Origin of the sequence: Gilliamella sp. wkB195 (assembly GCF_001690445.1) — a bacterium.
GTDB classification, from domain to species: domain Bacteria; phylum Pseudomonadota; class Gammaproteobacteria; order Enterobacterales; family Orbaceae; genus Gilliamella; species Gilliamella apicola_E.
Map to the genome: position 1 here is coordinate 17,092 of NZ_LZGP01000014.1, position 26,311 is coordinate 43,402.

The following is a 26,311-nucleotide window of genomic DNA, read 5'->3' on the forward strand; positions in this document are numbered from 1 at the left end:
TTTGCTAATGGGGATAGTCTAGAGAACTATTTTGATAGACACTTTTAATTGACTGCCATTGTTAGTGAAGTTTGGCAAAATTTTTAAAATGCTTGTGATCTTTGCCACAAAATATGAATTAAGTTGTGCTATTTATACTTTCAGAATAAATATTGATATAATGCATTATTTCGAAAATAATTTGAGAGCTATCTATGTTAAATCAGTTAAAAGCAATTATTCAGTATCTTCTTCCAAAACAATTATTAACTACCCTATTTGGTTGGTTAGCTAACAGACGTTTAGGAAAAGTCACTACATGGATGATTATCGGTTTTTGTAAATTATATAAAATCGATTTAAGTGAAGCTAAATTGACTGATGCTAAAGAGTACAAAACGTTCAATGACTTTTTCGCTCGTGAGCTAAAAGAAGATGCGCGAACAATCGATGATGCGGCAAATAGTATTGTAATGCCAGCAGACGGGATAATTAGTCAATTTGGTAACATTCAAGATAATCTTCTTTTGCAAGCTAAAGGACATTTTTATTCTTTAGAATCCCTGCTTGCTTGTCATCCTGATATGATTAAGTTTTTTAAAAATGGATCTTTTGCGACTACCTATTTATCACCTAAAAACTACCATCGTTTTCATATGCCTTGTGATGGTATATTGCGTGAGATGATTTATGTTCCTGGCTCGCTATTTTCAGTTAATAAAGCAACAACAGAAACTATTCCTAATATTTTTGCTCGAAATGAACGTGTAATTTGTCTATTTGAAACTGAATTTGGACCAATGGCACAAATTATGGTTGGGGCAACGATTGTAGGAAGTATTGAATTAAATTGGGAAGGCGTTATTACGCCTCCTCGCGACGGCATAATGAAACGTTGGACTTATTCTGGTCAGATTAAATTAGCGAAGGGTGAAGATATGGGTTGCTTTAAATTAGGTTCAACCGTTATTACGCTGTTTGCTTCAAATGCTGTTGAATTTGACAGCCATCTTAAACTTGGTGACGTTACTCGTGTAGGTCAAAAACTAGCTGAAAGGATCTAACTTTATGTTGATGCGTGGTTTTTTGGGTGGAATATTACTCCTTCTGTCTTGCTTTGCTTTTGCTGAAGAATCAATACCCAATATTGATAATGAAGATCAGCTTACCGAAGTTATTGCTAAGCTTAATGAAAAAAATGAAGATCTTCGTCAGAATATGGAGTATCAAAAAGCACATTTAACCAGCATCATCAATGAACAAAATAATATTAATACACAAATTTCCCATGTTCAAAATACGCTCGCAACCCTTGCTGAACAGGGCGAATGGTTAAGTTTTTCAACAGCATTAGGTGAAACTCTTCGCCAACAGTTATTACGATTACCTGAAAAACCTAAATCACAACCCCTTGATGCTGAAATCGCAGAAGCCAAAGTTCAGCAACTCAATTATTCAAATACCTTAGCTAGGCTAGATAGTTACCCTACGTTACCAAGTAATTTGAATAATCTAAAATCAGCTAGTCAATATCGCCGTTTATTAAGAGAACAAAGTGAGCTCATCAAAACGTTGATTTCGGGTACTGATACCACGATTCTTGAACTAACTAAATTAAAAATATCAAATAAGCAACTAACCAATGCTATCGATGAGGTTAATGATGCTGCACACCGTTACTTTTTCTGGGTTGCTGACGTCAATCCCGTTTCATTAAGTTTTATTCTTGATTTAGCCAGAGATGTCGTTTATGTCACCGTTCAAATTGATACGCTGTCACAACTATATAATGCTGGTGTTGAAGTACTTAGTGCGCCAAAACCATTGTTTTTCCTAGTATTATCTTTATTGTTTGTATTTGTACATTTCAAAATGCGAGGAAAATATAACGCTTTCTTAAATAAATCGGCGGCTCGGGTTGGTAAAGTCACCCAAGATAGTTATTCACTTACTTTGGAAGTGATTGTTTTGTCATTAATTATGGCATTGCCGGTTCCTATTTTATGGGCAGCTTTGGGTTATGCTCTTCAAATTAACTGGGATTATCCTGTAGCCGTTGCTCTAGGCTATGGCGTTAATGCTGCTGCTCCAATTTTGTGGGTGTTTATTATCACCGCGCATTTTGCGTCTCAAAATGGGCTATTTATTACTCATTTTGGCTGGTCAAAGAAAAATGTCCGTCAAGCTATGAAATATTATCAACTGTCGGTTTGGGTGGTTATCCCTTTAGTAATGGTTGTAATGAGCTTTGATCAGTTTAACAATCGTCAATTTGCAGCAACTATCGGTCGTACCGCATTCATTATTCTCTGTTTTGCACTCGTATTTATGACTAATTCTATTCATCGCGCTGGAGTTCCACTTTATATCGATAAAAAAGGATCTGGCGATAATTTATTAAGTCATATTCTGTGGTTTGTGTTGTTGAGTGCACCCTGGTTAGCCATTATTGCTGCTTGTTTAGGTTATTTATCGACAGCTGAAGTGTTATTAGGACGATTAGAAGCTTCGGTCATTATCTGGTTTGGCTTGTTAGTGGTCTATTTTATGATACGCCGTTGGATGTGGATACAAAAACGACGAATTGAATTTGAACGTACAAAACAACGTCGATTAGAACGTATGCAACGCGCTAAAGGAATTGAAGAAGATCTCACCCCATTAAATGATAATATGGATGAACCTGTTATCGACTTAGATGCGATCAGTGCCCAATCATTACAACTAGTCAGGTCAATTATTATGCTAATTGCTTTAATTAGTATGATTTTACTTTGGTCTGAACTTCATTCCGCTTTTGCCTTTATGAATAATATCAAGCTATGGGGAACAAGTACCATTATTAATGGCAACGAAATTGAACAACATATTACCCTAGGTGCTGTCTGTATCGCAATCTTGGTTATGACCATTACTGTTCAGTTAGTAAAAAACTTACCGGCGCTGCTTGAGTTAGGCATTTTACAACATTTAGACCTCGCACCCGGCACTGGATATGCCATTTCAACCGTATCAAAATATATTATTTTGATGGTTGGTTGTATGATTGCTTTTTCATTTATCGGGATAGATTGGTCTAAGATTCAGTGGTTAATAGCGGCATTAGGTGTTGGTTTAGGATTTGGTTTACAAGAGATTTTTGCTAACTTTATTTCTGGCTTAATTATTCTGTTTGAAAAGCCGGTAAGAATTGGCGATACCGTAACTATTCGTGATTTAACAGGTAACATTACCAAAATTAATACTCGTGCAATAACGATTGTTGATTGGGATCGTAAAGAAATTGTTATGCCAAATAAGGCTTTTATTACTGAACAATTGGTCAACTGGTCTTTATCTGACTCAATTACTCGTATTGTGTTAACTATTCCAGCTACGATTGATGCCGATAGTGAACTGGTTATGAAGCTATTACAACAAGTTTCAGAGGAGTGTGAATTTGTTCTTAACGATCCTGAACCGCAAGTCTTTTTAGTGGATATTCAAGAAGGTATTCAATTATTTGAGTTACGTGTTTTTGCAGCTGAAATGGGGCATCGTATGAAATTACGTAGCTCAATACAAAAATTGATTCTTGAAGCTTATCGCCAGCATAATTTGACATTGCCATTCCCACCTTTACAAACCAATTTAGAAGCACTTGGTCGCAAAAGTGGGCGTCGTAGTTATACAATTGGTACTATTTAACCAAACAAGGTTTCTAACCATGGCACCCCAAATGCACCGGGTGCCAATAAAACAAATGCCCAGATTGGTGCTGAAGCAATATTGGCGATATTGAATTTTGTTGCTGGCATATGCATTGTTCCTGCAATTAATGGAACGATTGCACGTAATGGTCCAAAGAATCGACCAATAAACACGCCGAAAGTACCGTATCGCTGGAAAAATTGTTCAGCACGAAATATCATTTTTGGGTATTTATTTAAAGGCCATGAAGAAATTACCTGTTGGTGATAATGTTTACCTAACCAATAAGAGATAAAATCACCTACAATGGCACCTAATGATGCCGATATCAAAACAGGAACAAACGAGATCACTCCTGTTCCCACCAATGCACCTGCACCTAGTAAAATTGCGGTAGCCGGTACCAATAATGAAATGATCGCCAATGATTCACCAAATGCTAATATGAAAATAATTGGCAAAGCCCACATTTGATGATGTTCGATAAATTGCATAATTGTATGCGTGATTTCATTTAATGACATATTTTGCTAGCTATTAACTATTTAGAATAACTCATTCTAACACAACAAATGCACTATCGTTCTACTAATCATTGTTAGAAACTAGCAAATTTAATAAGCTTTCATGCCAGACTTTTTATTACTATCAACCTCAGTTATTATACTTGAAATGAAATTGCTAATAATAATGAGATAAACCATGACGGTAGGCATTGAAAAATGTAGTGTAAATAAATTCAAACATGGTCAATTACAACCATTGCAAGAAGATGTTGTCGCAATTGAAAGGCCTGTTGCACTAATTTATAACGGTATTTCTCACGTTGTAATGATGGCAACACCAAAAGATCTTAATTATTTCGCTATTGGCTTTTCGTTAACAGAAAAAATTATCGAGTCTGTTGATGAAATTTATGGAATAGATATCATCGATAGTGAGCAAGGCATTGAAGTCCATATTGAGCTCTCTTCACGACGTTTTATGCAATTAAAAGAAAAACGTCGAAATTTAACTGGTAGAAGTGGCTGTGGCATTTGTGGTACCGAGCAGTTAGAACAAGTTTGCCAGTTTATTCCTCCCCTTTCTTTGAACGATAAAATTCATCTTTCTGATTTTGAACAATCCCTTAATTATCTAAAGGAAGTTCAAACCGTGGGCGGTCAAACTGGTGGTACTCATGCTGCGGTATGGTTAGATTTGAACGGTAATTTTATTGCTGGATTTGAAGATGTGGGTAGGCATGTCGCTTTAGATAAGTTATTAGGCTATCGTGCCACATTTCTACGAAATCAAAATTTAAAAGGTGTAATTCTTGTTTCAAGTCGGGCAAGTTATGAAATGGTACAAAAAACAGCCCGTTGTGGAGTCGAGATCCTCTTTGCCGTTTCAGCAGCAACTTCTATGGCGATTGAACAAGCTAAACAGTGTCAGTTAACATTAGTTGGATTTTTTAGAGATACTCAAGGTGTTATTTATTCTACTAAAGAACGTATTCTCAAATAATATGCAGTTTTTTATTTAAATTAATTAAAAATTAATCGATATTAATTATCACAATAAAAACAATATATTAACTTTTTTATACGAAGATATCTCATTCCACGTCTTTCTTTATTGGTCGAAGATCATCATAATATACGCTAAAAATAAAAATGACTTTGTTTTTATTATAGATTACGTGAACTTTTTCTATTTATGATTTTGATCACACAGTTTTATCAATTAAGTAGCTACTAAAATTTGAAAGGATAGTGTTATGCATCAAACAGCAGATATTCAACAAGCAGTTAACTATATTCAACAACACACAGACAAAAAACCAACAATCGGGATTATACTTGGATCAGGTTTAGGTCCTTTTGCCGATACTCTTGAAGATGCCGTCCATATTCCTTATGACAATATCCCTCACTTTGCTAAATCTGCTGCTGTTGGCCATGCAAATGAATTAGTGATTGGTAAATGCGGTGATAAGACTGTTGTCGCAATGAAAGGCCGTTTTCATTACTATGAAGGTTTTTCATTAGATCAAGTTACCTTCCCTGTGCGTGTAATGAAAATGCTAGGCGTTGAAAAACTAATCATTACTAATGCTTGTGGCGCAGTCAATACTAGCTTTAAGCCAGGGGATTTAATGATAATCACTGATCACATTAACTTAACCGCTAATAATCCATTAATGGGGCCAAATAATCCTGAATTAGGGGTTCGCTTTTTGGATGTAAGCGAAGTTTATAATAAGCAATTAAGAGCAACAGTTAGCGAAGTAGCTAAGGAACTAAATATCACATTACAACAAGGTGTTTATGCTTGGTGGACAGGCCCAACTTATGAAACCCCAGCAGAAATCAGAATGATCCGTACCCTTGGTGCTGATGCGGTTGGTATGTCTACGGTTCCTGAAGCAATTATTGCTCATCACTCTGGCATTAAAACTATCGGTATTTCATGTTTAACTAATATGGCTTGTGGCATTTTAGATCAACCTTTAGGGCATGAAGAAGTGATTGAAACAGCTGAACGCGTTAAATCAACTTTCTTACAATTGATAACTAAAACAATTGCGCGTTTTTAATTTGTATAATTTCATATCAGCAGTTCACTTTATTTTGGATATAAATAATGAACATGAAGCATAGATTACAAGTAATGATGTTTTTCCAATATTTTATTTGGGGAAGCTGGTTGACAACTTTTGGTATTTATTTAATCAATACGTTGCATTTCTCTGGTGCAGAAGTCGGTCTGGTTTATAGCACTAAAGGCTTTGCGGCATTATTTATGCCGTTTATTATTGGAATAATTGCGGATAAATTTATTCCACCAAAATACTTATTTATGCTTTGCCATACTGTTTGTGCTATTGCACTATTTTATGCGGCAACCGCAACAACACCAATTCAACTTTATTGGTTGATGCTTATCAATGCAATGGCTTTTATGCCAACAATTGCATTATCTAATTCAATTAGTTATCACTGTTTAGATAAAAGCAATTTAGACTCTGTTACCGTTTTTCCAAAAATTCGTGTTTTTGGAACAATAGGCTTTATTATTGCTATGTGGACAATCAGTTTACTAAAATTCGATATTAGTAATGCTCAGCTCTATATTGCTTGTGGTGCGTCTGTGATTTTGGTCATCTACAGTGCGACTTTACCTGATATTAAAGTCATCGCTAATCAACAACAATCATGGATTTCACGCCTTGGCTTAGATGCGTTTGTATTATTGAAAAACCCAGTAATGTCGATATTTTTTCTCTTTTCGATGCTATTAGGGGCTATATTACAAATCACCAACACCTTCGGCGGAGCATTTTTGAAAGATTTTGGTAGAATCCCAGAATTTCAAGATAGCGTGATTGTACAACATCCAGCAATATTATTATCAGTGTCACAAATGGCTGAAGTTGCCTTCATTTTGACGATCCCATTTTTTCTCAAGAAATTTGGAATCAAAAAAGTCATAATAATCAGCTTAATCGCTTGGACACTTAGATTTGGCTTTTTTGCCTATGGTGATCCAACGCCATTTGGTTTTGTATTATTGATGTTATCAATGATTGTATATGGTTGTGCTTTTGACTTCTTTAATATTTCAGGCTCTATCTTTATTGAGAAAGAAGTTAACTCTAATATACGTGCGAGTGCCCAAGGGCTATTTATGACGATGGTTAATGGTATTGGTGCGATTATAGGTTCTTTTATCAGTGGTTTTGTCGTTGATATCAATACTCATGATGGATTAAAAGATTGGCACTCAATATGGTTAATTTTTGCGGCTTACGCATTAATTTTAGGTTTTGTTTTTTATTTTACCTTTAATTATAAACAATCTGCGAAGTAACATCTTATCAATATAAATAAGGGATACATCGTCCCTTATTTATCCTCTGTTTTTTTTGAGTATTACCATACCGTAAAAAATAGTGACATAAAGCCGCAAGATATAGCTTGTCGGCTATGATTGTTTTATGCGCCAATTATTGGCGATAAATATAGTTTTAAAAGTAATGAGATTTTAGTATGAAAGAAAAATTTTTTGGTGGTTTATTAGTTTTTTTAGGTGCGTGTAGTTTTGGCGTTCTCTCTTCTATTGTAAAAACCGCTTATCAATCAGGTTATACCTTAGGACAAGTTACTGGTGTTCAATGTTTTTTAGGTATGTTGATATTATGGGGGATACATCTGATTGTAAAAACGCTCAAACAATCAAAGATTAAAAATAAAAAAACATTAACCCCAAAATGGAAAGTATGTGCAGTAGGTATATTTCCCGGATTAGTGGGTATTTGCTATTATCAATGTGTACAGTTGGTGCCAGCATCAATTGCGATTATTTTGCTTATGCAATACTTATGGATTAGTGTCATTATTGATTTTGTTATTTTTAAAAATAAACCTTCACCACTTCAATTAGTCACAGTCGTTATCATAATTGTTGGTAGTTGTTTTGCTGCAGGTCTTTTTAATCAAACTATTGAATTAAATTTAACAGGTTGTTTATTTGGTTTTCTAGCAGCGCTTATGTATTCGCTTTTTATTACAACTAGTAGCAATATCGGCAATGAATTACCAAAATTAGAGAAAAGTGCCTTGATGATAACCGGTGCTTGTATTGTGACTTTCTGTATTTTTCCGCCACTATTTTTCTTTGAACTCAGTATTGACGATAAAATTTATCAACTCGGATTTTTATTGGCCTTATTAGGTACAGTCTTACCCCCTTTTCTATTTTCAGTCGGTATGCCTAAAATCGGCATTTCGTTGAGTGCGATTTTATCCGCTGCAGAACTGCCTGTAGCTGTAACCTGCTCTTATTTTTATTTAAAAGAATCGGTCTATTTGAATCAATGGATTGGAGTAGTGATTATTTTGTTTGCAATCGCCTTACCAAATCTAAAACATTTAAAGAAATAATATTCAACAAATTAAGTGTGGTTATCCACACTTAATTATCTTCAAACAGGTTTTGTACTTAACTTTTTAACCAATAGTCTAAATATTCTTTACAGGATTCTTTTGTTACTCACAAATATTATAACGTTAAGCATAGGCTGTTTTTATCTATCGTGGAGATACAATAAGTTGCCCTGATCCCCATTATTTTATCCTGAAGAATATTTGACGTGATAACAATTAGTATATTGTAATAATTTTGAGCTCAAAATCGCTCGAGTGAAAAGAGCAAAAAAAAATAATCAGAATGCCAATAATATTTTTCACCGTTATTCTGCCCATTAAAATAATGAAATGTTTAAATAATCTCGCTAAATTAAATTAACAATATATCATTTATCAAATACTGGACAAAAATATAAAAAAATACTAGTATTTAATAACCTGAAAAACAGTAATGTTATTGATAAAATAGTTTATGTTTTTTAAGGTATTTTTTACATCTTTAAAATAAAGTCTTTACCGAGGTTGATACATTTTGTTATTTAGTTTATTTAGTTAAATAAAGTAGAAATGAAGTAATATTATCTTTTGGTATTTAAAAATTTATTGATCGTCCCAATATAAAGTAATATATTTTTATCTTAAAAATATTTTGCATCACCAAGAGTTAATTATTTTCTAAAAATATTTTCTAGTAGAGTAATAACGAAAGAGTTTAAGTCCGATATACGATAAATTAGTAGTTGAGTTTATCCCTTTTATTGCAAACATTTTCAAGAAGATTTGATACTTCTTAAATGGACTTATATCAACCAATGATTGGATTGAGGTATCAATATGCCCCCTAATCTATATTCTAAGACAAATATTTTATCAAGATGAATAGCTTGACTGAGTGATAAATGTTTAGTTGTAAGAAGTCTTATTTATTTTAATCCAGATAGAGTTTATTTAGTTAATCTTTGATTTGTAGATCATAATTGGTATTTTTTTAATTAGTTTTTTCAAAATATTATGGAGGGTACTGAAAAAATAGCCGGTTTAAATAAGCTAGTAATTAGTCTGATAGGCTTATAGTAATCGTATGGTCTTTTTTGTAAAAAAACCACAAGTTTTAATAGTCAGTAGTAAATAGCAGTATTTTAAAAATCTTAATTGATTTTTATTTATAAACATAAAGTTATACAGATATACAGATATACCTTGGCAATGAGTGTTTATTATCAAATTTATTGTTCTATTTTTACCCTGAATTAAAAAGGAAGTTACAGAATGAAGACATATAAAAAGCCATTATTTACCTTAGTGCACAGTAATGATGCTATTCCTGAACACAAAACTTTAGCTTATTTAGATTCAACATTAAATGATTATACCGATCACATCGACGAAATTATTGGTTTACGTATCAAGGAGTTAAAGCTACACCATTCTGAATACAGGGAACATCATAATGACACTAATAAGAAATCAGGTTTTTCATTTATTTTCCCTGAAATATTTGAATCAGAACACCATAAAAAACAGATTGGCATGTTAAAAGAAGAGATGTTAATTGCCAAAGAGTCCAATAAAGTTATGGAATTACTTAGTGATCGTTTAAAAGAATTTGCCAAATTTTACCCAGAAATACAACTTAATTTAAATAATGTTCAACTATTACCAACTAAATTTAAAGAGTACCTTTTTGCTCCACCTTTAGTCTTAACCGAAGATAATGCAATTATGCTTTGGGATGACTAGAAAAAAACTTAACAATAATTAATAAGCTAAAAATCTACAGTAGTAACATACTGTAGATTTTTTTTATTTATAGTTTTATATATTAACTATTAAATGCGCTTTCTCCGTGACTGTTAATATCAAGTCCTTCACGTTCATATTCTTCTGAAACACGTAAACCAACTGTAATATCAGCGATTTTATAAGCAATGAAGGCAATAATTGCAGTCCAAATTACACAGGTAATCACACTCATTAATTGTATGCCAACTTGACTAGCCATAGTAACGCCTTCGGCAAAGCCTATACCACCCAGTGATTCGGAGGTAAATACTCCAGTTAATATACAGCCAACAATACCACACACGCCATGAACGCCAAATACGTCGCAAGTATCATCTACTTTTAAGACTCTTTTTAAAGATGATACGCCCCATACTCCTGCAAAACCACAAGCAAGCCCAATTAACATTGCTCCACCAACACCAACAAAGCCAGCAGCAGGTGTTACACCAACTAATCCAGCTATTACACCCGATGCAGCGCCTAAACATGATGGTTTGCCACGTAGTATCCATTCGGCAATGGTCCAGGCGAGTACGGCTGCGGCTGTTGCAGCTACGGTATTGATGAAGGCTAGTCCAGCGATTTCGTCAGCGTGTGTTGATGATCCTGCATTGAATCCAAACCACCCAATATATAATATTGCGGCCCCTAAATAAACATAAGGTAGGTTGAATGGTTTTAATGGTTCACGGTTATAGCCAATACGGCTTTTAAGCATATAAGCACCTAATAGACCGGCAACAGCTGCATTGATGTGCACAACGGTTCCGCCAGCGAAATCCAATGCACCTTCATCACCAAGGATACCCCCACCCCATACCATATGTGCCATTGGAATATAGGAAAAAGTAAACCATAACACCATAAAAATAAGGACAGCTGAAAAACGAACTCTTTCAGCAAACGCACCTAAGATCAAACAACAAGTAATACAAGCAAATGAACCTTGGAATGCAATCCAAATTAGTTCGTAAATCGAACCTGAAATATCAGTAATACCAACATTAACCAATAAGAATTGGTCAAAATTGCCGAAAAACCAGTTACCTTCACCAAATGCTAATGAATACCCATAAGTAATCCATAATACAGCAATTAAAGAAAAGGTGACTAAGACTTGCGATAACATGGATAGTACATTTTTAGATCGTAATAATCCGCCATAAAAAAATGCGATACCAGGCACAGACATAAATAACACTAATGCAGTACAAATCATCATAAAACCATTATCGGCTTTATCCGCAATTTCCACTTCGTCGGCAAAGACTGGACTGGCTAAAACTAAACTTAAAGAGAGAATAATTTTCTTCAACATAATGATATCCTTATTGATAGTTATAGTGCTGACTCATCAGTCTCGCCGGTACGAATTCGAACTACATGTTCTAATGGCGTAACAAATATTTTGCCATCACCTATTTTTCCGGTATACGCAGCTTTTGTAATGGTGTTAATGACTTCATCAAGTAATTCATCGCTAATGGCTAACTCTATTTTTACTTTTGGTAAAAAATTAACATTGTATTCAGCGCCTCGGTACAGTTCGGCGTGACCTTTTTGTCGGCCAAAACCTTTAACTTCAGTAACAGTTAAACCAGTAACACCTATATTGGATAGTGATTCCCTAACCTCTTCTAATTTAAAAGGCTTAATAACTACAGTGACAAATTTCATCCATTACTCCTTATAACTATTAATCTTATTAAAGTTAATGCAAAGGGCGTGCCAAAAATTAAAAAGAGGGTGATTAATATTGTGAAATACTTAAAATGAGTAAAGGTTATTAGTTGCTATTTAAAAAAAAGTTGAGGAACGGGGTTTTTGACGCTAAAAATAGCCTCATTGTCGCACTAATATGGTGCTTGTGCTTATTTTTGGTGCTGTTTTAAATGTGCCAAATTAGAATGTTACCATTAATTTTCGATATTCATCATAAGCAAAATGGTCAGTCATACCGCTGATATAATCTTGAATTAAGCGACAACGATAGTAAAATTCCCAACAATCAAAGTGTTGATTGTCTATCTGATCAAGTGCTTGTTGATAAGCTACGCAATGTTTTGCTGATAGTTTGTGATACAACCGAGTTTCGATAGGATATTTTTTGTGATTACCTGTTTTGACTAATTTTATAAAATCATCAGTATGCATAGCTAAAAGTGGGCTGTAGATCTCTAGCAATCCAGTAATGATTCGGTAACCTTGCAGTTCGATATTTTCAACCGTTTCATGGTTAAAGATGTGTTCAAAGCCAACTGTTTTGAAGATACTAAGTAATTTATATTCCGCACCATGATCTTCAAGTAGAGCATGATTAAAAGAACCATGATAAATTGCTTCGATGTTTTCGATAAATCGTTCAGCTGCATGAGGTACGAGTTGACCAATGGTATTTACGCGCAGATACATAAAAAACTGGTCGATACCTATCGCTTCAAATTCATTCTTTTTCAAATTTTCATAAGGGCGATTCACAACTTCATCAAATAAATCACCTTTTTTAACGGGTCCCCATGCTTCTTTTAAATAATGATAAAGCTGCTGAACAGTTAAAATTTTCTTTTCTACAGCATCTTCAAGATCGGCGATGCAGTAAGAAATATCATCTGCTGCTTCCATAATATAAGTGAGCGGATAACGATGGAAAGGTTGGATATCAAGTTGTTCCGAAAGTGTTTTAATAAAAGACTCTTCAGATAGATAATACCCAGGTTTTTTCATTAAGTAATTAAATTCATCAGGTATAGGATCAGACCAATAAGCTGGTTTCGAATATTTAAGAATTGACGCAATTTGCGAGTAAGTTAAATTGAGTCGTAAAATCGTATGAACTAATCGAATCGCTTGTGCATTACCCTCAAAATTAGAGAGATCTTGGCGTATTTTCAATTTTAATGATTGAGTTGATTGATCATCAGTATCCTGAATATTAAGCACTGAGTAGCATGACGTTTTATCTATACCTAAACGCATACCAAACCAATGATTGATTGCCGCTTCACCAAAGTGACCAAATGGTGGATTACCTATATCATGCATTAAACATGCCATTTCAACTAGGCTTTCAATTGACATAACTGAATTTTCAAGGCCAAAGGCTTTTAATTGTCCAGATTTATTAAGTCGATAAATAATCTCTTTTACAATATAACGACCAACTTGTTGTACTTCCATTGAATGAGTAAGGCGTGTTCGAACGACAGAATTACGCTCTAAAGGAAATACTTGTGTTTTTTGTTGTAAACGCCTAATGGCAGCAGAATTAAGGATACGACCACGATCACTTTCGAAAAAGCGTAAAACCGAGTAATCATCAAATGCTTCACGCGGTTTACTTGCATATCGTTGATAATTAATTTTTTTACTAAAGTCGATCATATCGCAGTCCCTTGATTTAATCAGCTATAATTTTTGTTTTGCCCACGCTATTGGTTGACTATATTCCGCTGGTAATAAAAAGGATAATTGGTTTAATGCTTCAACTAATTTTGGGCTATAGTTATGAGTTAGGTTGATGTGTCCAACTTTTCGCCCTGCTCTTACTTCTTTTTCATACCAGTGTAGATGCGCTAAATCAACTGATAACCATTTGACATTAAAATCTGTTCCAATCAAATTCACCATGACCGATGGGCAAAAAACATCCGGTTTAGGCATTGGTAGTCCTAAAATTGCCCTTAAGTGTAATTCGAATTGGCTAATAGATGCCCCATTTTGGGTCCAATGTCCACTATTATGTACTCTTGGCGCTAATTCATTAATTAGTAAGTTATCCCCAATAACAAAACATTCCATCGCCATAACGCCTACATAATTGAGTTTATGCATGATGCTTGAAAGCATCTGTTCAGCTTTATTCTGCAATGTATTATTTTTACCAGGAATGGCAACACTCATTTTTAAAATGCCATCTTGATGGAAATTATTTGTTAATGGATAAAAGACAGTTTCGCCTTTAGCATTTCTGGCACCAACTAGTGATAGCTCTTCTTCAAAAGGAATGGCTTGTTCAACAATAGCATGTTGATAAACATCGTCTGGAATCGAATCGTGAGCAGTTATGCGCCATTGGCCTCGACCATCATAGCCACCTGTTCGACGTTTAACGATTAATAAATCACCCAAATTTTTAAATAAATTCGGCCAATCATTTTCATTATTAAGCGGGTACCATTTAGCCGTAGGTAAGTTAAGCTCATCAAGTAACTGCTTTTGACTTAAACGATCTGCTATTATTGGAAATACATCTCGATTAATGAAGTGGGGGTGGCTAGCTAAGAGTTGAGTAAACGTTGTTTCGGGCCAACGCTCAATTTCAGCAGTAATGACTGAACTTTGATAAGGGATGGTTGCAGGATCAACATCCAAGCCAACTGGATAGACATGGATTCCTAAAGGTTCACCAGCTTGTCTAAGCATTCGTCCTAGCTGGCCATTTCCTAAAACACAAACAGATTGCATTGTCATATTAAATATCGACTCTCGGATCAGGATTATTCAAAACTTCATCAGTTTGACTCAATCGCCAATTTGATAAACGTAGATAGATCTCTGGGTTATGCAATGCCAGAATTTGTGCAGCTAATAAAGCTGCATTTGCCGCTCCAGCTTTACCTATAGCTAATGTTCCAACAGGAATACCTTTAGGCATTTGTACGATAGAATAAAGGCTATCAATACCACTGAGCGCTGCACTTTGAACTGGAACACCTAACACTGGTACTAGTGTTTTCGCCGCTAACATACCAGGTAAATGCGCAGCCCCACCTGCTCCAGCTATGATCACATCAAAACCTCGTGATTTGGCATTTTGCGCAAATTCAAACAATTTATCGGGTGTTCGGTGTGCAGAAACAATTTCGACATGATAAGCAATGGTTAAAGTATCTAAGATATCCGCAGCATGTTGCATGGTACTCCAATCACTTTTCGAGCCCATTACAATGGCAATTTTAGGTTGAGTATGCATAAACGTTTATAGGAAGATATAAAATATTAAGTGTTCAAAGTATACACTAAAATTAAATGAATGGGCTAGCAAGAAGTAAGGTTGATTATCAATAAGTTAAATTATCAGATTGAGAATATCCGCCAAGATTATGACGGATAATTATCTGTATATTACGGACTCACTGCCGCAACAATTTTTATTTCAATTAAATACTCTTTTTTCATTAACCCTGCATGAACGGTACAACGAACAGGCGCTTTTCCTTTTGCTACCCATTCGTCCCATGCTTTGTTCATGGCAGAGAAATCGTTTTTATTTACTAAAAATAGTGTCGCATCAAGAATGCGAGTTTTATCACTATTTGCTCTAGCCAAGATGTGATCTATTTCAGCTAATGCACTTTTAGTTTGTATATAAGCATCATCACTCAAATCAGTTGGTACACTAGTATAGTAAATTACATTGTTATGAATTACTGCTTCTGACCACCTTTCCGCAGGATCTATTCGTGTTATTGTCATTATATTTTCCTTAAAGACTATTTATTAAGATACCTTTATAAAATCCGAACGCAATTTTTTAATCTCATCACGTAATACACCTGCTTTTTCAAATTCAAGATTCTGAGCAGCTTCGTACATCATGGCTTCAAGTTCTTTAACTCTTGCCTGAACTTCTTTTATTGAAACATAATTATACTGACCACCTTGTTCAAATGCTTGAATTTTAGCCGTTGATTTTTTAGTGCTTAAACCTGCATCTAAGATATCTTTGATTTCTTTACGCACTGATTTTGGTGTAATACCATGTTCCTGATTGAAATCTTCCTGTTTTTTACGACGCCTTGCAGTTTCATCAATAGTGAGTTGCATTGCTGGCGTAATTTTATCAGCATATAATATTGCTTTACCATTAACATTTCGAGCTGCGCGTCCCACGGTCTGAATTAATGAGCTTTCTGAACGTAGAAATCCTTCTCGGTCAGCATCTAAAATTGCGACTAATGATACTTCTGGGATATCTAATCCTTCTCGAAGTAAGTTAATACCAACTAATACATCAATCTTACCTAAACGCAAGTCGCGAATAATTTCCATTCGTTCAACAGTATTGATATCAGAATGCAAATATTTAACATTGACATTATGTTCTGATAAATAGTCTGTCAAATTCTCAGCCATTCGCTTAGTCAATGTGGTCACAAGAACGCGTTCGTCTTGGTTTATGCGTAATTTAATTTCAGACAAAAGATCATCAACTTGAGTAGCCACAGGCCTAACTTCGATGATTGGATCTAATAATCCTGTAGGTCTTACCACTTGTTCGATGATTTCACCTGCTGATTTTTCAATTTCATATTTAGCAGGTGTTGCCGAAACATAAATTGTTTGTGGCATGATATTTTCAAATTCTGTAAATTTTAATGGTCTATTATCTAAAGCCGAAGGTAATCGAAAACCGTATTCAACCAGATTAAGTTTTCGCGATCTATCACCATTATACATTGCACCCAATTGTGGGATTGCTACATGCGATTCATCAATAAACAATAAGCCATCAGCAGGTAAATAATCAAATAATGTTGCTGGCGGATCGCCTGCATTTCGTCCTGCTAAATAACGAGAATAGTTTTCTATCCCAGAACAATAACCAAGCTCTGTCATCATCTCAATATCAAATAGTGTGCGTTGAGTTAATCGTTGCTCTTCTAGTAGACGATTATTATCCAACAATACTCTTTGGCGTTCTTGAAGCTCTTGCTTAATTTCGACAATTGCGTCATCCATGATATTTCTTGGTGTGACATAGTGTGTTTTTGGATAAATAGTAATACGTGGTACTTCATTAATTGCATTACCTGTTAATGGATCAAATATGACTATTCTTTCAACTTCATCATCAAAAAGCTCAACACGCACTGCATGTTCATCTGAATCAGCTGGAAATATATCAATCACATCGCCACGAACACGAAAAGTACCGCGACTAAAGCCAATTTCATTACGTGTATATTGTAATTCTGCTAAGCGCGTTAATACTGCGCGTTGGTCAGTAATCGTCCCTCTTGCCAAATGTAATATCATTGACATGTAAGTTTCAGGTGCACCTAAACCATAAATAGCCGATACCGAAGCAACGATAACAACATCACGGCGTTCTAATAATGATTTGGTTGCCGATAGTCTCATTTGTTCAATGTGCTCGTTAATCGATGCATCTTTCTCTATAAATGTGTCTGTAGACGGAACATAAGATTCTGGCTGATAATAATCATAATAAGAGACGAAATATTCCACCGCATTATCCGGAAAGAACGCTTTCATTTCACCATATAGTTGAGCAGCCAAAGTCTTATTAGGCGCTAAAATAATTGTTGGGCGATTATGCTTTGCAATAACATTAGCCATGGTAAAAGTTTTACCAGATCCTGTTACTCCTAATAATGTTTGATGCGCAATTCCATCATCAAGATTTTGATTTATACGATCAATTGCTACCGGCTGATCACCTGCTGGTTTAAAATCAGAACATAATTTAAATTTTCTCATTACATCGCAACCTAAAATTTCACCTATTAATAAAAATTATCCCCAAAAACACTTGACCTTTAAAAATGTTATATTTTTTGTTCAGTTAAGTTAAAAGTTTGTTAAGACATTATTAAAACTATACCTTGATTTATCGTAACATTATGATTAATAATAATTATTAAAATCATGGCTAAGTTGTAATCAAATTAAATAAAAACCTGATAGACATTGAAGTTAGCACACTTTTCAATTAACTATTCACAGACTTATCCACAGGCAACGGGGATAACTTGCTAAGTATAATCAATATAGACTTTTTTGAATTTTTAGCTTAAAAAAACGCCACTAAAAAAAAGTTTTTTTATTGATTATTTCTATTTTTAAGTCTCATTTTAATAGTTTATAACTAATCCATTATTTGATACGCTCAATTTTATATTGATAGCCAACAGTATCATTTGGCACAAAAGTTAATCGATGAGTGATGCATTTTGGTGCATCTTCTGCATGATGTGAAACAAACAATAATTGTGTACGACCTTTATCGATTAAATTATCAATCCAATTTTTTACTAGTTCTCTATTTAGATGATCCAGTCCTTGTAGCGGTTCATCTAAGATAAGTAATGTTGGATGTTTCACTAAAGCTCTCGCTATCAATACTAATCGCTGTTGTCCCCAAGATAATGATTGAAAGGGTTTATCGGCTAAATCAGTCAAATCTAATAATTGTAACCATTGCTTAACTAACTTTGCTTGTTTATCACTAATCGCTTGGTAGACCCCAATTGAATCAAAGTACCCCGATACCAATACATTTTCCACACTCAAGCTAACTCGATAGTCAAGATGAAAACTACTACTGACATAACCAATATGACGTTTAATATCCCATATTGTTTCGCCAGACCCTCGTTTTCGCCCAAATAGCGTCAAATCATTACTATAACCCTGAGGATGATCGCCAGTTATTAGGCTTAATAATGTCGATTTACCTGCGCCATTAGGACCAATGATCTGCCAATTTTCATTCGCTTTTACCAACCAACTAAGTCCATTAATAATAGCCTTTCCATCATATTGAACATGACCATTATTTAATATAATGCGTTCTAATGTATCGGGTAGTTGAATGGGTGTTTCATCCGGTTCGGGTAAAGTAAAGTTTGATAGCTGTTCTAAATTCGCAAGTTGCTTGATGGCTACGTCATTTAATATGGTGGCTTTGGATCCAAATTTCAATAGCTGGCAGTTAGCAAGTATTCCAATATTTTTTACAAATATTGGGATTTCATTAAAACGATTCAACACCATTACAATCGTAATATTTTTTTCAGAGAGTTGTTTAAGTTTTTCAGCTAAGTTTGCTCGAGATGCAACATCTAAACCATCAAACGGTTCATCTAAAATTAGCAGTTCCGGTCGACTCATTAATGTGCGACATATCAATGTTTTGCGTGTTTCACCGGTTGAGAGATATTTAAAGCGACGATCTAACAGATGTTCAATACCAAATTGTCGGGCTAAATGTTCGCAAAGTTCGGCATCTTGATTAACTTCTTGAATAATTTCTGCTGTAGTTAATCCAGTATCATCTTCGTTGTCACTAAGCATATCGGTATTATTGCGTTTCCATTCATCATCTATTATTTTTTGAAGTTGCTCAAATGAGATATGCGCTATTGATTTAAATTGATTGATAACTTTACCCGACAATAACGGTTGATTACCAGCTAATGCTTTAGCCAATACCGACTTGCCCGAGCCATTTCGACCTACAAAAGCGACAATGTCACCACTATTGATAGTCAATGATTCAATTTTAAAAACGTTGAAATCACTTATTTTATATACTGCATTTTCAATTTGTAACATAAATACCTCAAACTGCTAGACTAATGTGGCAACAATGATGTTCTGGGGATGGATGGATATGGTAGTTTTTTGGCCTTCGGTTAATTTTAGATGATTAATTTCACTGGTTGATTTATTAGCATAAAGCATCAGACCGGAAGGTAATGAAAATGAGATCTCAGATAATTGACCATCGCTTACTATTTTTTCAACTTTAACTCTTAATTGATTTTCATTTAAATCATTTAATTCAATCAAAGGTGCTTTAATCAATAAAAGAACAGTTTTATCAATATTCAATTTTAAACGCGCAATACTTTGTTGAGTTATATAAGCTTTTAATTCAGTTTGGTTATCACTTAATTTTACTTTTACAAACCCAGCTATATTGTTAGTTTCAATGCTCGAAACATTGCCATAGATTTGATTACGGGCGCTAGTCTGTAATGATAATTTAGCGGTTATTTTTAATATATCATCAAGAGGAATATTGTCGTCATTTAGAATATTAAAAGCATTATATTGGAGTTGAGTTAAGAGATCATAAAGCTGAATAAACCTTATCGCATAAGCGCTAAGTTTTGTGCCTCCGCCATTTTTACCACCCGTTGCTGTTATCAAAAAAGGTTTTGGTGATAACTGATTGATTTCGTTTATCGCATCCCAAGCAGTTTTATAGCTAATACCGACTTTCTTAGCCGCTTGGGTTAGTGAGCCAGTTAGTTCAATTGCTTTTAATAAGGCAATTCGTCTGGGATCAGTAAATAATTGCTGATTTATGTTTAAAGTTAATAATATTTCTGGTGACAGCATTACTTTATGCCTTAATTGAATAAACAAGCTACTTTCAATAAAAAAGTAAATCTATTGTAGACGTTTTTTTCTTTTCCTTCAAAAAATGTCCTTAGCCATATTCGTAAAGAATAAAAATAGTGTACTGCTTAAAGTTTGATTGTACTTTATTAATAAATTTTGATAGCATCGCTATATAGTTCATTATATAACGAATATGAGGAATAAAATGCGTAGAATCATTGGTGTATCACTATTTATAGTAACTTTACTCGTCAGTTTAACAACATCTGCCACCCAAAAAATTACGGTATTTGCAGCAGCATCACTTACTAATGCAATGCAAGATATTGCAACTTCTTACAAAGATGCAGAAATTGTTTTCTCATTTGCTTCATCTTCTGTATTAGCCAAACAAATTGAACAAGGGGCACCTGCTGATATATTTATGTCTGCTGACCAAAAGTGGATGAATTATCTTATTGAACACAAAGTTGCAACAGATAAACAGAATTTGTTAAAAAATGGATTAGTATTGATTGCTCCAAAACAATCTAAATTAGAAAAGGTAGAAATTAATGCAAATACTGATTGGCAAGCCATTTTACCAAAAGGAGAAAGGTTAGCTGTTGGTGATCCTGACCATGTACCTGCAGGGCTTTATGCTAAGGAATCTTTAACCAATTTAGGCGTATTTGATAAATTATTGCCTCAAATGGCGCCAGCAAGTAATGTTCGTGATGCATTAATGTTAGTTGAGCGTAATGAAGCTGCATTAGGTATTGTTTACAGTACTGATGCGAAAGTGAGTGATAAAGTGAAAATTATTGGTAGCTTTCCCGCTGAGACATTTACGCCAATTGAATATCCGATCACATTACTTAAACCTGAAGCAAAGGAATTTTATCAATATTTAAGTTCTGAAACTGCCAAAAAGATTTTCCAAAAATATGGTTTTATCACTGAATAGAATTTAAACAAGATGATGTTAACTGAGTATGAATGGCAAACATTGCTGTTAAGCTTGAAAATAGCAGGAGCAGCAATTGTCTTTAGCCTTCCAATAGGTGTGTTGACAGCTTGGATTTTAGCAAGATGTCAATTTATCGGTAAATCACTATTTGATAGCATTGTCCATTTGCCTTTAGTGTTGCCTCCAGTAGTATTAGGCTATCTTCTACTCTTAACAATGGGTCGCCATGGCTTTATTGGCGAATGGTTAGATAAATATTTTCATTTAAGCTTTAGCTTCAATTGGCAAGGCGCAGCTTTAGCTTCTGCTGTGGTTGCGTTCCCGCTTATGGTTCGATCGATTCGATTAGCAATTGAATCGATAGATTCACGTTTAGAAAATGTAGCTCGAACCTTAGGTGCTAAACCATTTCGAGTCTTTATGACTGTCACGCTACCATTAGCTTTCCCTGGAATTTTAATGGGAGTCGTGCTCGGTTTTGCTCGTTGCTTGGGTGAATTTGGCGCGACAATTACCTTTGTATCAAACATTCAAGGAGAAACACGCACCCTTCCATTAGCAATGTACACCTTATTACAAACCCCAGATGGCGAGTCAGGAGCATTACGACTTTGTATTGTTTCGATCATTTTATCTTTAGTTGCCTTATTCGTTTCAGAGATGCTAAATCGTTGGCATAAAAAGAAATTAACAGGATAACAATAATGTTAAATATCAATGTAAGCAAAAAACTTGCCTCGTTTGTTTTCGAATTTAAACATGAAATTAACTGCCAAGGTGTGACTGCTGTTTTAGGGGTTTCTGGTTCGGGAAAATCAACACTTATCAACCTTATTAATGGTTTAATCAAACCTGATAATGGTTATATCAATTTAAAACAAGATAGTTTAGTCGATACAGAAAAACATATTTTTGTCACACCAGAGAAAAGACAAATTGGTACTGTTTTTCAAGATGCACTACTTTTTCCTCATTATAAAGTAATCAAAAATTTAACTTATGGGGCACGATCGTTAAATACAGAAAAATTTGATGATATTGTCAATGTGCTCAATATTGGTTCACTACTTGATCGTTATCCAGCGATGCTGTCAGGTGGTGAAAAACAGCGAGTTGCCATTGGTCGAGCTTTATTAACCAACCCCAAATTATTATTGATGGATGAACCTTTATCCGCTTTAGATATGCCCCGTAAAAAGGAGTTATTAAGCTATATTAATAAACTAGTGAGTGACTTGAACATACCTATTATCTATGTCACCCATAATATTAATGAAGTCAAACGTATTGCTCAGCATGTAGCCGTGTTAGAACAGGGGAAATTAATAGACTTTGGTATGACAGAACAAATATTACAAAGTAACTATTTGAAAGACTGGCTATAAAGCTTTAATGTAGTACTATTCTCTTCTTGTTTTATATATGAAACACCATCATGCCAAGCACCTAATACTATTCTGGTTACTGATTCACCATTAATGGTTAGATGATGGGTTGCAGGTTTATGAGTATGGCCATGAACCATTATATTGGCATTATTCTCAATCATCATATCAATCACTGCTTGTGGATTTACATCCATGATCGTTTCTGATTTTATTTGATTATGCTGACTACTCTCTTTTCGTAATTTCGTCGCAATTTTTAATCGAATAAATAATGGTAAGAATAAAAATAACTTTTGTAGCCACTTTTTATGCATGATTTTTCGGAATTTTTGGTATTGATGATCATCAATACAAAGCAGGTCGCCATGTAAAAAAACAATATTTTTATCCTGATTGACTAAACAATTAATATCGCCTAGTAAGGTCATATCACATCGTTTAGCATAGTCTTTACCAATCAGAAAATCACGATTACCGTGGACAAAAAACTTTTTAATTTGCTTTGAGGATAACTCATTTAAAGCATCCGAAATCTGCTTGTGTAGTGTTGAATCAACATCATCCCCCACCCAATAGTCAAACAAATCCCCTAGAATATAGAGTTCACAGCCATTAGGTAATTGTTTAAGAAATGACAAAAAGCCTGCTGTAATATCAAAATGATGTGCAGCAGGCTCGTTTTCACCGAGGTGAATATCTGCGATAAAAAAGCGAACAGGATTATTCAACCGTTACACTCTTAATCACGACATCTTCAACTGGCACATCAGAATGCATTCCATTACGGCCAGTTTTAACGGCTTTGATCTTATCGACAACATCCATGCCATCCACAACTTCAGCAAATACGCAGTAACCAAAACCATTAATATCAGAAGAACGATAATTTAAATAATCATTATCAACGACATTAATAAAGAATTGAGCCGTCGCGGAATGAGGATCACTTGTACGTGCCATAGCTAAAGTACCACGACTATTTTTTAGACCATTAGCAGCCTCATTTTTGATTGGAGCCTTAGTTTTTTTCTGTTTCATACCTGGCTCAAATCCACCACCTTGAATCATAAAATTATTAATCACTCGATGGAATATAGTGTTGTCATAGAAACCTTCTTTACAATATTCAACAAAATTTTTGACTGTTTCAGGAGCTTTATCATCAAAAGTATTGATCTTAATATCACCTAAAGAAGTATGAAATATAATCATAAGATGTCCTTATTTTCATTTTTTAATTCATAAAAATCATAATACAAATCTGTCTATTATCTTAGACTTACTCGCTAAATCTTTCACATGCCTCTAATGTATTACTCATTAGCATTGCAACTGTCATTGGCCCTACTCCACCAGGTACAGGTGTGATCCAACCGGCATGTTGGCTAGCAATATCGAATTCTACATCTCCAACAAGTTTGCCATCAGGTAAACGGTTAATTCCAACATCAATTACGATAGCACCAGGTTTGATCCATTCTCCCTTAACATAGTTAGGGATTCCAACACCCGCAACAACAATATCAGCATTACGAACATGCTTTTCTAGATCAATAGTTCTGCTATGAGTAATCGTTGTGGTACAACCTAATAACAATAATTCTAACGCCATAGGACGTCCAACAATGCTTGATGCGCCTACAACTGTTGCGTTTAAGCCAGATAAATTAATGCCGGTTGATTCTAACATTTTAACAACACCATACGGCGTGCATGGGCGTAATATCGGATCGCGTTGTAATAAATGACCAATATTATAAGGATGAAAACCATCAACATCTTTACGAGGATCGATACGCTCTAACACTTTTGTCTTATCAATGTTATCTGGTAATGGAAGCTGAACTAAGATGCCATGAACATCGGCTCGTTGATTTAATTCATCGATCAACGCTAATAATGCCTCAGTGGTTGAAGATGGATAATCATAAGCAAAAGAAGCAAAGCCGACATCGTCACAAGCTTTTTGCTTATTTTTAACATAAATTTTAGAAGCGGGATCAGAACCAACTTGTATAACAGCTAGTCCTGGAACAGATAAACCTTGTTCCGTCCGTGATTTTACCTTTTTGGCTATTTCGTTACGTATTTGCTGCGCTAACGCTTTACCATCAATTATTTTTGCAGTCATAAGCGATTACTTCTTTTACCCAATGAATGGGGTATTCTCGCAAAAGTTTTTATTATTGTCTATTCACTTATCGGTTGATTGACTAAGTTCTGTTAAAATCTGTTGATATTGTTTGTCTATATCAGTAATTACCGAACAAATATGTGCATCGAATGCTTTAAGTTTCGGTTTTTGAGCTTTCCATTCATTTTTTGAGATATCTTTGATGGCACCGAAATTTTTAAAGAAGTTGAATTCTAAAATACTTCCGCCTACAACATTATAAAAAATACGTTCGCCGATATCTTGTCCATCTTTTTTTAATTTATTAAAGTTTTGGTAATAAAATTTTGTTGTTCCATTTTCAGTAATAATTGAACGATGTAATAACTTAACTAATCGTTTATATAATTTATTTAATTCGCCATGTAGTTCGCGGTCATCACTTAATTTTCTTGTTATTGCTAGATCGAAAGCAATTTTTACTTCCAATAATAAATCTAGTGATTGTTGTTCTAGTTGTGGTAATTGTGATCTTAGACTTTTTTGAAACTCATTGAGCTTTTTCCGTAATTGAGGGCTAGCTGATATAGTTTTCTTATTAAGTATTACTTTGCCATCATTCTTGATCGATAAATCATCCGACTTATTTACGATTTGGATGTTGTCTTTATTTATCACTATATCGTAATTGGGTTTTACAGCACACTCTTTTTGTGCCGCAAACACTGTTGTTGATAAGGTTAATGAAAAAATAACTATTATTTTTTTTAGCATTTTGACATCCATTTAATGGTTGAAATTTAAATTATAGCGAGTAATATCAAATTAGCATCAATTTAAAGAATTAAAAAACCCCGTTCCTCAACTTTTTTTAATAAAAGCAGCTATAAAATAATCAATTAATCATTTAAATGATTAAAGCGTATACCTTACACGCTATGCGGATGTAATATCAATAGATATAATCTATTATATCAACTAGATTTAACTACTTTTTTTTATTCAAAACTAAAGTATAGTAATTTTATTAAATTTAACTTATAGAGGTGAAATATGTACGCTGTTATTTTCGGACGTCAAGGATGTCCATATTGTGTGCGAGCTAAAGAGCTTGCCGAAAAGTTATCTCAAGAACGTGATGATTTTTCATATCGATATGTAGATATAAATGCAGAAGGTATTACCAAGGAAGATCTTTCTAAAAGTGTTGGTAAACCGGTTGAAACCGTACCGCAAATTTTTATTGATGAAAAACCAATTGGTGGCTGTACTGATTTTGAAGCATATGCCAAAGCTAATTTGGGATTATTTCAAGACTAAATACTTTTGCACATCAAATACA

The 26,311-nt window shown here is 34.4% G+C and carries 24 protein-coding genes and 1 pseudogene; 11 read left to right on the plus strand and 14 right to left on the minus strand.

The genetic code is table 11. From position 1 onward, the window contains the following. Nucleotides 1–194 precede the first annotated feature (194 nt). Together asd and mscM are read left to right on the plus strand one after the other, a co-directional pair. A pseudogene (gene asd / locus A9G08_RS04530) lies at nt 195–1,040 on the plus strand (archaetidylserine decarboxylase); the annotation flags it as partial. 7 nt (nt 1,041–1,047) lie between these two features. Next, a complete protein-coding gene (mscM, locus tag A9G08_RS04535) occupies nt 1,048–3,666 on the plus strand; it encodes a miniconductance mechanosensitive channel MscM (protein ID WP_065562554.1) in 2,619 nt (872 codons plus the stop codon). On the opposite strand, the gene A9G08_RS04540 is transcribed toward mscM, so the two are convergent. Continuing rightward, nucleotides 3,663–4,193 carry a DedA family protein gene (locus A9G08_RS04540; protein WP_065562555.1) on the minus strand — a complete coding sequence of 177 codons (531 nt, stop codon included), beginning with the start codon at nt 4,191–4,193 and terminating at the stop codon, nt 3,663–3,665. The two genes, mscM and A9G08_RS04540, sit on opposite strands and share 4 nt — an antisense overlap. 178 nt (nt 4,194–4,371) lie before the next feature. On the opposite strand from A9G08_RS04540, the gene fdhD reads away from it, so the two are divergent. From fdhD to A9G08_RS04565, 5 genes are all read left to right on the plus strand, one after another. After that, nucleotides 4,372–5,175 carry a formate dehydrogenase accessory sulfurtransferase FdhD gene (gene fdhD, locus A9G08_RS04545; RefSeq protein WP_065562556.1) on the plus strand — a complete coding sequence of 268 codons (804 nt, stop codon included), beginning with the start codon at nt 4,372–4,374 and terminating at the stop codon, nt 5,173–5,175. 253 nt (nt 5,176–5,428) lie between these two features. Beyond that, nucleotides 5,429–6,247 carry a purine-nucleoside phosphorylase gene (locus A9G08_RS04550; RefSeq protein WP_065562557.1) on the plus strand — a complete coding sequence of 273 codons (819 nt, stop codon included), beginning with the start codon at nt 5,429–5,431 and terminating at the stop codon, nt 6,245–6,247. Nucleotides 6,248–6,294: 47 nt separating this feature from the next. Then, the gene (locus A9G08_RS04555; protein ID WP_065562558.1) at nt 6,295–7,521 is read left to right on the plus strand and encodes a nucleoside permease; all 1,227 of its coding nucleotides are present in this window, start codon (nt 6,295–6,297) and stop codon (nt 7,519–7,521) included. Nucleotides 7,522–7,700: 179 nt separating this feature from the next. Continuing rightward, nucleotides 7,701–8,594, plus strand: coding sequence for an EamA family transporter (locus A9G08_RS04560; protein WP_065562559.1), 894 nt, complete (start codon nt 7,701–7,703; stop codon nt 8,592–8,594). 1,254 nt (nt 8,595–9,848) lie between these two features. After that, nucleotides 9,849–10,319, plus strand: coding sequence for a hypothetical protein (locus A9G08_RS04565; protein WP_065562560.1), 471 nt, complete (start codon nt 9,849–9,851; stop codon nt 10,317–10,319). An 82-nt stretch (nt 10,320–10,401) separates the two neighbouring features. On the opposite strand, the gene amtB is transcribed toward A9G08_RS04565, so the two are convergent. The 9 genes from amtB to A9G08_RS04610 form a co-directional block, all read right to left on the minus strand. Further along, nucleotides 10,402–11,682, minus strand: coding sequence for an ammonium transporter AmtB (gene amtB / locus A9G08_RS04570; protein WP_065562561.1), 1,281 nt, complete (start codon nt 11,680–11,682; stop codon nt 10,402–10,404). Nucleotides 11,683–11,702: 20 nt separating this feature from the next. Continuing rightward, nucleotides 11,703–12,041, minus strand: a complete 339-nt coding sequence (gene glnK, locus A9G08_RS04575) for a P-II family nitrogen regulator (RefSeq protein WP_065562562.1) — start codon at nt 12,039–12,041, stop codon at nt 11,703–11,705. 225 nt (nt 12,042–12,266) lie between these two features. Further along, the gene (gene dgt / locus A9G08_RS04580) at nt 12,267–13,745 is read right to left on the minus strand and encodes a dGTPase (RefSeq protein WP_065562563.1); all 1,479 of its coding nucleotides are present in this window, start codon (nt 13,743–13,745) and stop codon (nt 12,267–12,269) included. 24 nt (nt 13,746–13,769) lie between these two features. Beyond that, nucleotides 13,770–14,828 carry a 5-(carboxyamino)imidazole ribonucleotide synthase gene (gene purK, locus A9G08_RS04585; protein WP_065562583.1) on the minus strand — a complete coding sequence of 353 codons (1,059 nt, stop codon included), beginning with the start codon at nt 14,826–14,828 and terminating at the stop codon, nt 13,770–13,772. Between the two features lie 7 nt (nt 14,829–14,835). Then, nucleotides 14,836–15,336, minus strand: a complete 501-nt coding sequence (purE, locus tag A9G08_RS04590) for a 5-(carboxyamino)imidazole ribonucleotide mutase (protein ID WP_065562564.1) — start codon at nt 15,334–15,336, stop codon at nt 14,836–14,838. Nucleotides 15,337–15,488: 152 nt separating this feature from the next. After that, nucleotides 15,489–15,839 carry a RidA family protein gene (locus A9G08_RS04595; RefSeq protein ID WP_065562565.1) on the minus strand — a complete coding sequence of 117 codons (351 nt, stop codon included), beginning with the start codon at nt 15,837–15,839 and terminating at the stop codon, nt 15,489–15,491. Nucleotides 15,840–15,863: 24 nt separating this feature from the next. Further along, complete coding sequence (uvrB, locus tag A9G08_RS04600; RefSeq protein ID WP_065562566.1) at nt 15,864–17,867, minus strand: excinuclease ABC subunit UvrB; 2,004 nt, start codon at nt 17,865–17,867, stop codon at nt 15,864–15,866. 396 nt (nt 17,868–18,263) lie between these two features. After that, on the minus strand, nt 18,264–19,724 hold the full coding sequence (gene modF / locus A9G08_RS04605; protein ID WP_065562567.1) for a molybdate ABC transporter ATP-binding protein ModF: 1,461 nt from the start codon (nt 19,722–19,724) through the stop codon (nt 18,264–18,266). A gap of 15 nt (nt 19,725–19,739) precedes the next feature. Then, on the minus strand, nt 19,740–20,516 hold the full coding sequence (locus A9G08_RS04610; RefSeq protein WP_065562568.1) for a TOBE domain-containing protein: 777 nt from the start codon (nt 20,514–20,516) through the stop codon (nt 19,740–19,742). 208 nt (nt 20,517–20,724) lie between these two features. On the opposite strand from A9G08_RS04610, the gene modA reads away from it, so the two are divergent. The 3 genes from modA to modC are packed head-to-tail and all read left to right on the plus strand — an operon-like array spanning nt 20,725 to nt 22,853. Then, complete coding sequence (gene modA / locus A9G08_RS04615; protein ID WP_218058406.1) at nt 20,725–21,465, plus strand: molybdate ABC transporter substrate-binding protein; 741 nt, start codon at nt 20,725–20,727, stop codon at nt 21,463–21,465. A 12-nt stretch (nt 21,466–21,477) separates the two neighbouring features. Continuing rightward, nucleotides 21,478–22,167 carry a molybdate ABC transporter permease subunit gene (gene modB, locus A9G08_RS04620; protein WP_065562570.1) on the plus strand — a complete coding sequence of 230 codons (690 nt, stop codon included), beginning with the start codon at nt 21,478–21,480 and terminating at the stop codon, nt 22,165–22,167. A gap of 5 nt (nt 22,168–22,172) precedes the next feature. Continuing rightward, nucleotides 22,173–22,853: a molybdenum ABC transporter ATP-binding protein gene (gene modC / locus A9G08_RS04625; protein WP_065562571.1), complete on the plus strand. Its 681-nt coding sequence runs from the start codon at nt 22,173–22,175 to the stop codon at nt 22,851–22,853. Here modC and A9G08_RS04630 read toward each other — a convergent pair. The 4 genes from A9G08_RS04630 to A9G08_RS04645 form a co-directional block, all read right to left on the minus strand. Further along, entirely contained in the window at nt 22,832–23,584 is a 753-nt protein-coding gene (locus tag A9G08_RS04630) for a UDP-2,3-diacylglucosamine diphosphatase (protein WP_065562572.1), read from the minus strand. The two genes, modC and A9G08_RS04630, sit on opposite strands and share 22 nt — an antisense overlap. Then, entirely contained in the window at nt 23,577–24,068 is a 492-nt protein-coding gene (gene ppiB / locus A9G08_RS04635; RefSeq protein WP_065562573.1) for a peptidylprolyl isomerase B, read from the minus strand. Before ppiB ends, A9G08_RS04630 begins: the two co-directional genes overlap by 8 nt. A gap of 67 nt (nt 24,069–24,135) precedes the next feature. Continuing rightward, nucleotides 24,136–24,987: a bifunctional methylenetetrahydrofolate dehydrogenase/methenyltetrahydrofolate cyclohydrolase FolD gene (gene folD, locus A9G08_RS04640; RefSeq protein WP_065562574.1), complete on the minus strand. Its 852-nt coding sequence runs from the start codon at nt 24,985–24,987 to the stop codon at nt 24,136–24,138. A 63-nt stretch (nt 24,988–25,050) separates the two neighbouring features. Next, nucleotides 25,051–25,743 carry a DUF2884 family protein gene (locus A9G08_RS04645; protein WP_065562575.1) on the minus strand — a complete coding sequence of 231 codons (693 nt, stop codon included), beginning with the start codon at nt 25,741–25,743 and terminating at the stop codon, nt 25,051–25,053. Between the two features lie 279 nt (nt 25,744–26,022). Between A9G08_RS04645 and A9G08_RS04650 the strand changes: the two genes are divergently transcribed. Continuing rightward, nucleotides 26,023–26,289: a GrxA family glutaredoxin gene (locus A9G08_RS04650; RefSeq protein ID WP_065562576.1), complete on the plus strand. Its 267-nt coding sequence runs from the start codon at nt 26,023–26,025 to the stop codon at nt 26,287–26,289. Nucleotides 26,290–26,311: the final 22 nt, after the last annotated feature.